This window comes from Tabrizicola sp., assembly GCF_031377265.1.
In the GTDB taxonomy this organism is placed as follows: domain Bacteria; phylum Pseudomonadota; class Alphaproteobacteria; order Rhodobacterales; family Rhodobacteraceae; genus JAUYQR01.
This window is the reverse complement of sequence record NZ_JANMET010000356.1, coordinates 1-8,896: the sequence shown is the minus strand read 5'-3', so window position 1 is coordinate 8,896 and position 8,896 is coordinate 1. Positions and strand designations below refer to the sequence as shown.

7 protein-coding genes and 1 pseudogene are annotated in these 8,896 nt (G+C 63.8%); 3 read left to right on the top strand and 5 right to left on the bottom strand.

The genetic code is table 11. The annotated features are described in order from the left end of the window. Positions 1-1,405 (top strand): histidine ammonia-lyase (gene hutH, locus RMO18_RS19045; RefSeq protein WP_309668062.1); only part of this gene is annotated, 1,405 nt, incomplete at its 5' end. A gap of 1 nt (position 1,406) precedes the next feature. Next, positions 1,407-3,083 carry a urocanate hydratase gene (gene hutU, locus RMO18_RS19040; RefSeq protein ID WP_309668061.1) on the top strand — a complete coding sequence of 559 codons (1,677 nt, stop codon included), beginning with the start codon at positions 1,407-1,409 and terminating at the stop codon, positions 3,081-3,083. Between the two features lie 94 nt (positions 3,084-3,177). Here hutU and RMO18_RS19035 read toward each other — a convergent pair whose 3' ends face one another. Beyond that, positions 3,178-4,101, bottom strand: coding sequence for a CehA/McbA family metallohydrolase (locus RMO18_RS19035; protein ID WP_309668059.1), 924 nt, complete (start codon positions 4,099-4,101; stop codon positions 3,178-3,180). 14 nt (positions 4,102-4,115) lie between these two features. Next, a complete protein-coding gene (locus tag RMO18_RS19030) occupies positions 4,116-5,333 on the bottom strand; it encodes a DUF4147 domain-containing protein (protein ID WP_309668058.1) in 1,218 nt (405 codons plus the stop codon). Between the two features lie 125 nt (positions 5,334-5,458). On the opposite strand from RMO18_RS19030, the gene RMO18_RS19025 reads away from it, so the two are divergent. Beyond that, complete coding sequence (locus RMO18_RS19025) at positions 5,459-5,827, top strand: ArsR/SmtB family transcription factor (RefSeq protein WP_405054109.1); 369 nt, start codon at positions 5,459-5,461, stop codon at positions 5,825-5,827. 12 nt (positions 5,828-5,839) lie between these two features. Here RMO18_RS19025 and RMO18_RS19020 read toward each other — a convergent pair whose 3' ends face one another. The 3 genes and pseudogenes from RMO18_RS19020 to RMO18_RS19010 form a co-directional block, all read right to left on the bottom strand. Further along, the gene (locus RMO18_RS19020; protein ID WP_309668057.1) at positions 5,840-6,574 is read right to left on the bottom strand and encodes an SDR family oxidoreductase; all 735 of its coding nucleotides are present in this window, start codon (positions 6,572-6,574) and stop codon (positions 5,840-5,842) included. After that, positions 6,571-8,265, bottom strand: a complete 1,695-nt coding sequence (locus tag RMO18_RS19015) for a glycosyltransferase family 4 protein (protein ID WP_309668056.1) — start codon at positions 8,263-8,265, stop codon at positions 6,571-6,573. The genes RMO18_RS19020 and RMO18_RS19015 overlap by 4 nt, the downstream gene beginning before the upstream one ends. 525 nt (positions 8,266-8,790) lie before the next feature. Continuing rightward, a pseudogene (locus RMO18_RS19010) lies at positions 8,791-8,896 on the bottom strand (IS3 family transposase); the annotation flags it as partial.

The following is an 8,896-nucleotide window of genomic DNA, read 5'->3' as shown; positions in this document are numbered from 1 at the left end:
TATCGCCCGCGCCGCCGCTGGCACCGCCGCCGTCTACGGCGTCAACACCGGTTTTGGCAAGCTTGCCAGCCTGAAGATCGCCCCGCAAGACACCGATATCCTGCAAAGAAACCTGATCCTCAGCCATTGCTGCGGCGTTGGCGATCCGATGGATCCCGCCACCACCCGCCTGATGATGGCGCTGAAACTGCTCAGCCTCGGGCGTGGCGCATCCGGCGTGCGCTGGCAGATCATCGCCCTGATTGAGGCCATGCTGGCCAAAGGCGTGACCCCGGTCATCCCCGCGCAAGGCTCGGTCGGGGCCAGCGGCGATCTTGCCCCCCTGGCCCATATGGCCGCGGTGATGATCGGCGAGGGCGATGCCATCTACGCCGGCCACACCCTGCCGGCCCGCGATGCCCTTGCCCGCGCCGGACTGGCCCCGGTGATCCTCGGCCCGAAGGAGGGCCTGGCGTTGATCAACGGCACCCAGTTTTGCACCGCCTATGCGCTGGCGGGCCTGTTCGACGGCTGGCGCGCCGCCCAGACCGCACTGGTCACCAGTGCCATGTCCACTGACGCGATCATGGGGTCCACTGCCCCCCTGGCCCCGGAAATCCACTCCCTGCGCGGCCATTCCGGCCAGATTGAAGCCGCCGCCACCATGCGCAACCTTCTTGACGGCTCCGTCATCCGTGAAAGCCATCGGCTTGGCGATACCCGCGTGCAAGACCCCTACTGCATCCGCTGCCAGCCGCAGGTCACCGGGGCGGCGATGGACGTGCTGCGCATGGCCGCCCGCACGCTTGAGATCGAGGCGAATGCCGCCACCGACAACCCCCTCGTCCTCACCGATGGCAGCATCGTCTCCGGCGGCAATTTCCACGCCGAACCGGTGGGCTTTGCCGCCGACATGATCGCTATGGCGCTGGCCGAAATCGGTGCCATCGCACAGCGCCGCGTCGCATTGATGGTCGATCCGGTGCTGTCCTTCGATCTGCCCGCCTTCCTCACGCCAAAGCCCGGCCTCAACTCCGGCTTCATGATCGCCGAGGTTACCACCGCCGCTTTGATGAGTGAAAACAAGCACCTCGCCCATCCCACCGTGATCGACAGTACCCCCACCTCGGCCAATCAGGAAGATCACGTCAGCATGGCCGCCCATGGCGCGCGCCGCTTGCGCCAGATGAACGCCAACCTGCAGGCAATCCTTGGGGTCGAGGCGCTCTGTGCCGCGCAAGGCGTGGGCTTTCGCGCGCCGCTGCTGACCTCGCCCCCTTTGCAGCGCGCCGTTGCCCACCTGCGCCTGCAGGTCCCGGCCCTTGTGGATGACCGTTACCTCGCCCCCGACATTGCCGCCGCCGCCCATATGGTGGCCGATGGCAGCCTTGCCCGCGCCACCCTGACCCCCCTGCCGGAGCTTTGATATGACCCGCCACAACGCCCGCGACATCTACCCCGCCACCGGCACCACGATCACCGCGAAAAGCTGGCTGACCGAGGCACCGATGCGCATGCTGATGAACAACCTGCACCCCGATGTCGCCGAAAACCCGCATGAGTTGGTGGTCTATGGCGGCATCGGCCGCGCCGCCCGCACCTGGGAGGATTTTGACCGCATCGTCGCCGCCCTGAAGGATCTGAACGACGATGAGACGCTCTTGGTGCAATCGGGCAAGCCCGTCGGCATCTTTCGCACCCACAAGGATGCGCCGCGCGTGCTGATCGCCAACTCAAACCTCGTCCCGCATTGGGCAACCTGGGACCATTTCAACGAGTTGGATAAAAAGGGTCTGGCGATGTACGGCCAGATGACTGCCGGGTCCTGGATTTACATTGGCACCCAAGGCATTGTGCAGGGCACTTACGAGACTTTCGCCGAAGCCGGCCGCCAGCATTACGACGGAAATCTGCGCGGGCGCTGGATTCTGACCGGCGGCCTTGGCGGCATGGGCGGCGCGCAACCCCTCGCCGCGGTGATGGCCGGGGCCTGCTGTCTGGCGGTGGAATGCGATGAAAGCCGGATCGATTTTCGTATTCGTACCAGATATGTAGATGCCAAAGCTCGCACCTTGGATGAAGCCTTGGCGTTGATCGCCGACTGGACAGCCAAGGGCGAGGCGAAATCCGTGGGCCTGCTCGGCAACGCCGCCGACATCTTCCCCGAACTTTATGCTCGGATGAAGGCCGGCGGTCCCCGCCCCGATATCGTCACCGATCAAACTTCGGCGCATGATCCGCTGAACGGCTACCTGCCGCAGGGCTGGACGGTGGAACAGGCCAAGGCCGCGCGCGAGACCGATCCGAAATCAGTTGAACATGCCGCCCGCGCCTCGATGCGCACCCATGTCGCCGCAATGGTCGATTTCTGGAATGCCGGCGTGCCCACCCTCGACTACGGCAACAACATCCGCCAGGTGGCACTGGATGAGGGGCTGGAAAACGCCTTCGCCTTTCCCGGCTTCGTGCCCGCCTATATCCGTCCGCTGTTTTGTCGGGGTATCGGCCCGTTTCGCTGGGTGGCGCTGTCGGGCGACCCCGAAGATATCTACAAGACCGATGCCGCGATGAAGAAACTCTTCCCTGAAAACAAGCACCTGCACCACTGGCTTGACATGGCGCGCGACCGCATCGCGTTTCAGGGCCTGCCCGCCCGCATCTGCTGGATCGGCCTTGGCGACCGGCACCGCGCCGGGCTGATGTTCAACGAGATGGTCGCCTCAGGCGACCTCAAGGCCCCCATTGTCATCGGTCGGGATCACCTCGATTCAGGCTCCGTCGCCAGCCCGAACCGCGAGACGGAGGCGATGAAGGACGGCTCTGACGCGGTCAGCGACTGGCCTTTACTGAACGCCCTTCTCAACACCGCGTCCGGCGCGACATGGGTGTCGCTGCATCATGGCGGCGGTGTCGGCATGGGCTTTTCCCAGCATTCCGGCATGGTGATCGTGGCTGACGGTACGCCCGATGCGGCGCGGCGGCTGCAGAATGTGTTGTGGAACGACCCGGCCACCGGCGTCATGCGCCACGCCGACGCGGGCTACCAGATCGCGCTGGATTGCGCCGAGGATCACGGGTTGCGGTTGCCAGGAATCCTCGCCTGAGCCGGGCACTCCCTAACAAAGCGTAAATACAGCCCCGCAACCCGTTGATTCTGTTAGGCGCAAAAGGGTGTCCACGCGTGGACGCCCGACCCGCTCACAGCCAGATCGGGTTCGACCATGCCCGCTTTCCCGCCGCGTCGATCACCGCCACCCTCACCCAGGGTGAGCCCTTCAGCCGCGACAGCTGCACCTCCGCCCGCGTCATCGAATGACCGTGCACCGCCTTGGCCCCGGAGCCGTGCCCCATCGCCACCACCGACGCTGCAGCCGAACACTCCACCACCACAAGGTCCCCCTCAATCCGCACGTCGCGAATCTCCGGCCCTTGCGAGGAATAGAACGCCCCCGCCTTCAACGCCGCCAGCAGCGCCTCGGGCGTGTTTTCCTCCGCCTTCACCATCACCCAGCCGCCGAAGTGATCCGGTTCGTGGAAATGCGCGTCATCGGTGGCGATCATCGACAGCCTGCGCCCCTCGGTCAACAGCAGGTCCGCGATGGCAAAGCCGTCAGGCCGGTCACACCCCGTGGCGCAGCCGTGGTTGTAGACCTCCACCGCATGAGCCGCCGTGATGGTCCGGGCATCTGCCAGCGTCAGGCCTGACCATTGCGGATGCGCGATGGCCACGAAGGCCCCCGCTGCCACCGCACGGGCGGCAATCTCTGGCCCGGTTTCCTGCCCCGCGACCGGATGAAAAGACGGTGAATTGGAGGCCGCGAAATCGGCCGGCAAACCGACCGCCAGAATATGCCACAGTCCACCGTTCGCCATGGCCCCGGAATGCAGTTCCGCCCCGAGGATGGTGGTGAAAGCGTTGGTCCGCATCGGCACCGTGTCGACGATCGGATAGCCATAGGCACCGACGAAGTGATCCGTCAACGCCAGGAAATCATAGCCCTCGGCCCGGTAGCGGCGACAGACCTCTTCCGGCGGCAACACCCCGTCGGACCGCGTCGAATGGGTGTGCAGATTGCCGCGCCAGAAACGGCCTGGGGCGGTGAAAGCAATGGCTTGGGTCATGGTTTTGATCTCGCTCAGGGCCGGACAAGGATTTGCAGATCGGCCACATTGGTGCCGGTCCCGCCGATCATCAAAAGATCATTCGACGCGGCAAGGCAAGGGTAGCTGTCATTCTGTGACAGGCGCGCGACAGGGTCGATCCCAGCCGCCCGCATCCGGGCAAGGCTACCGTCATCCACGACGGCACCCGCCGCATCCGTTGGGCCATCGCGGCCGTCAGTGCCACCGGAAAGAAACGCCCAAGGGCCCTTCCAGCCCTGCGTTTCAGCCAAAAGCGCCACCCTGAGCGCCAGTTCCTGATTGCGCCCGCCCCTACCCTTGCCTTTCAGGACCACCGTGGTCTCGCCACCAAACAACCTGATGCCGCGCCCCGAACCCACCACGCGCGCCGCAGCATCGGCCACATCGCCGACAAGTGGCTCGCTTTCCACCGTTGCCTGCGAGTTTGCGGCGGCCATCGCCTGCACCGAAAGCCCGTTGGAGCCGATGAGGATATTGCGGGCCGGTGGTAACGGCACCTTCACTGGTTCGGGTGCCGCAAGATGTGCGCGGACTGACGCAGGAAGCGCGTCCCAAAGATCATAGCCCCGCAGGACGGCGCAGGCCTCGGTCCGGCTGCCAAGCGGCGCCACCGTCGGACCCGAGGCAATCGCCCGCAAATCGTCGCCCACCACATCGGACAGGATCAATGCCGTCACCTGCGCGGGATAAGCCGCCCGCAACATACCGCCGCCCTTCAGCCGCGATAGGTGCTGGCGCACGAGGTTCATCTGCGAAATCTCGGCCCCCGAAGCCAGCAACAGGCGGTTAACCTCGGCCTTGTCCTCCAACGACACCCCTGCAACAGGTGCCGGCACCAACGCAGATCCCCCCCCCGAGATCAGCGCAAGCACATGCTGGCCTGCCTGCATTCGGGCAAGCCGCTGAAGAATCTGGTCCGCAGCGGCCGCACCACGGGCATCCGGCACCGGGTGGCTGGACGCAAGAACCGTCGCACCGGCCAAAGGCTGCGCATTTTCGTCATTGGTCACCACGATGGTTTCAACACCGCCCAGTACCGCAATTGCGGTACTAGCCATTGTTCCTGCAGCCTTGCCAATGGCAAGGATCAGCGCCGGTGGCGCAGCTTGGTCAAACCCGGTCCGACCCAGCGCCCTGATGACCGCCTGTTCGGGGTCCGCGGCGCGCAGTCCAGCCTGAAACAAAAGTGCAGCTTGGGCTCTAAGTGTCATGTTCATTCCTGCTTCATCGGCAAGACCTTGCCCGTACACGCAAGTGGGAACAAGTAAACACTCGAAGGGACCGTGATTCCATGATATCGATGTACAACTCAGCGTTGTATATTTGGAGCATATTTATGTCGCTTGACCGCCTTGACCAGTCTTCTAGCTTACCCGTGACAAGCAATACACAGGTCACGTATCCCTTTGATGCCGTTGTGATGGCGGAAAAGGCAGCGAACGCTGCCGCCTTCCTCAAAGCGCTTTCGCATGAGGGCCGGATGATGATCCTCTGCCATCTGATTTCCGGTGAGAAGTCGGTGACCGAACTGGAGCGGCTGTTGTCGTCGCGCCAGGCGGCCGTCAGCCAGCAGTTGGCCCGGCTGCGGCTTGAGGGTCTGGTGCACGCGCGCCGTGACGGAAAGGCGATCTTCTATTCGATTCAGGATCCCAAGGTGCTTAAGACAATTGGTCTGATGCACGAGATGTTCTGCGTCTCTGGCTGATACCCGGTCGGCTTAGCCCCGACCAATATAGGGCATATCGCGCGCCATGATTGTGACGAACGGCGTGTTCACATCAAGCGGAAGACTGGCCATGTGGAAGATTGTACTTGCCACATGGGCCACGTCCATCACCGGTTCGACGCGAATTGCGCCGTCGGCCTGTGGCACGCCTTTGGGAAAGGCGGCGGCCATCGCTGTCAGCGCATTGCCGATATCGATCTGGGCGCAGGCGATGTCGAAGGCGCGGCCATCCAGTCCAAGTGTCCTCGTCAACCCCGTAACGGCATGTTTTGACATTGTATAGGGCGCAGACCCCGGTCGCGGCACATGCGCCGAGATCGAACCGTTGTTGATGATCCGCCCGCCCTGCGGCGTCTGTCGGCGCATCATGCCAAAGGCGGCGCGGGCGGTCAGGAACATGCCGGTGATGTTGGTCTGCGACAGGCGTAGCCAGTCATCCACCGCAATCTCGTCAATCGGCGCGGCGGGAAGCGAGATGCCGGCGTTGTTGAACAACACATCCAGATGCGTGATCTTGGCGGCCAGCACCGCGAACGCCGCGTCGATCTGGCTGGGGTCGGCCACGTCACAGGGCAGGATCAGGGCATCGTGACTGCCCGCTGTTTCGCGCAACTGGGCTTCCCGGCGGCCGATCAGGGCGACCTGCCAGCCATGCTCCAGAAACTTCTGCGCGGTGGCGCGGCCAATGCCGCTGCCGGCGCCCGTGATAACAATGGTCCGGGTCATCTGACATCCTCGGCAAAATGGTACTTCATCAACCAGATCAGCACGCGCTGCACCACGCGTGGCGCTTGCCCGGCGGCAGTGGCAAGGTCATCAGCCGTGGTGCCTTCTGGTCCCGCCGCGTCCAGCGCCGCAAGCACTGCCGCAATCCGGGCCGGATCCTCGAACAGGCGGCGGGTGGTGGCGTAATCGCGCAGCGCAAAGGTGTCTGGCATATTGGGCCGTGCGCCCAGCGGTACTGCGCGAAACCGCCGGTCGGGCTGCACCGGTGGTGGGTTTGAAGGATAGCCCGCATACAAGTGGAACGGCCCCGGGGCCACTGGCAGGCGCGCCGGATCGACCGCAGCCACATCACGGCGCGCCGGGGTGACGCTGCGTGCATGGGCCAGCATCTGCGACTGCTCCTGCCAAAGCGCCTGCATCTGCGGGATCACCACTCGCCAGTCATACAGCGCCCGTGCCCGCGCCTTGCCCGCAGCCCCCATGCGCGCCCGCAGATCAGGGTCGCTGGCAAGACTGACGATCGCCGCGATCATCGCGCGCACGTCAAGGCGGGTCATGGCCGACAACTGGCCAAGGTATTGCAGATAGCCGTCGGTGCCGCCATAATAGCGCAGCCCAAGATAGGTGACGAGGCTCGCTTCCGCCACTTCGGTCGGGATCCGAAAGCCAACCTCATCTGTCACCGCATCCTTCATCCCGTCCCAATCCGACACGATCACCGGAAGGCCCGCCGCCATCGCCTCGACCGGGGCAAGGCCAAAGGTTTCCTGCACGTTGTCGATTGGAAAGACAAAGAAATCCGCCGCCGACAGGGTGGCCTTGCGCTGCGCGCCATCGGCCCCGTCAAGCACATGATAGCCGACCGATGGCATCAACGCCTCGGCCCCACGGTCAAACACCCGCCGCGCGGTGGCATCTGGAAACTGGCCGCACAGCACCAGATGGAGCCGCCCGCCGCCCTTGGCCAAAATCTCCTCCGCGGCGGCCTGCAGTGCGATGAACAGCGGCAGCGGATCGAACTTTTCTTCCGCCGTCAGCCGTGCGATGCAGGCGGCAACCACGTCGTCACGGGCGACGCCAAGCTGCTTGCGCAAGGCCTTTCCGACCTTTGCATCTGGTGCGAAATCGTCGCAATGAATGCCCAGCGGGATGACGGGCGTCAGCGGTCGCGCGGGCAGCACAGCACCAGCAAAACGCGCCGCAAGATGCGCCTCGGCCAGTTCCATCTGCATTCGAACGGTGGATTGCACGGCGCGCGACGTGCAGATCACCGCATCCCAAGGCATCTGCGGCGCTGACCTCAGGTCGAACATCCCCTGCATCACCGCTTTGGTCGCGGTGGTGTGGGTGACACTGCAAATCCCATACGCAGCCCCACCAAGCGGTGCACGCCGCCAGCATTCGGTCGCAAAGTTGGGGGCCGAATAATAGACCACATCAACAGGCGCGATGCTGCGCATGGCATCCAGCCGCACCCCGCGAATGGGCTTGCTGACCCCACATTTGGCCGCAAACGCCCGAAAGCTCGCTTCCTCGGAAGGAAACGACGACACGCAGACATGTTCGCCGACCACTCCATGGGCAAGATAGCCGCGCAGAAAGCTTTCTCCGGCGACGCGACGGCCGTTGATGCCTTTGGCAGACGGCTCATAGCCATCAGCGGCATACCAGATCGCGGCATTTGCGGTCATGGCCTCGCCCCCATCAAGCCACCCGACAAATGCCTGCGCCCCGTCAGACACCGGATGCGGGGCGGCATGTTTGCCAAAGGCAGCAGGAAAGGCGTGGGGGCGGCCATGGGGTTCCGTGGTGATTGTACGCCATGGTTAGGGTGTCGGGAACCGGGCGTCCAGAGGCCTGATGGGAAATGGTGCAACCGACACGATTCGAACGCGTGGCCTCTGCCTTCCGAGGAATAATTCTACCTTTCCGAATAACGCGACAGAGCACGCCAAGGTACGCTAAAAACTTGAAACTACTTGACTTTTAGATTGCCGTACCGAAGCTTCTATCCGAAACTACGCTCTGGTTTCCGCCCGAGTGCTTACGTGGTGCTTACGTGGGTCGGGGGCCGGAAAGGAGATATGACATGGCAAAAATCACCAAGAGGCTCGTTGACAGCGCGGATGTCCAGGCGCGCGACTATGTTGTCTGGGATGATGAACTACCGGGATTGGGCCTTCGCGTCTTTACCTCCGGCAAGCGCAGCTACGTTACCTGTTCCGCAGCTGGAGCCCCAACTCATTGTAAATCCTGCGAGTCTTCTTCATGTTGATCTCCCAACCTTCCCGACGCAGCAGCACATGCACGCGCCGATACCCG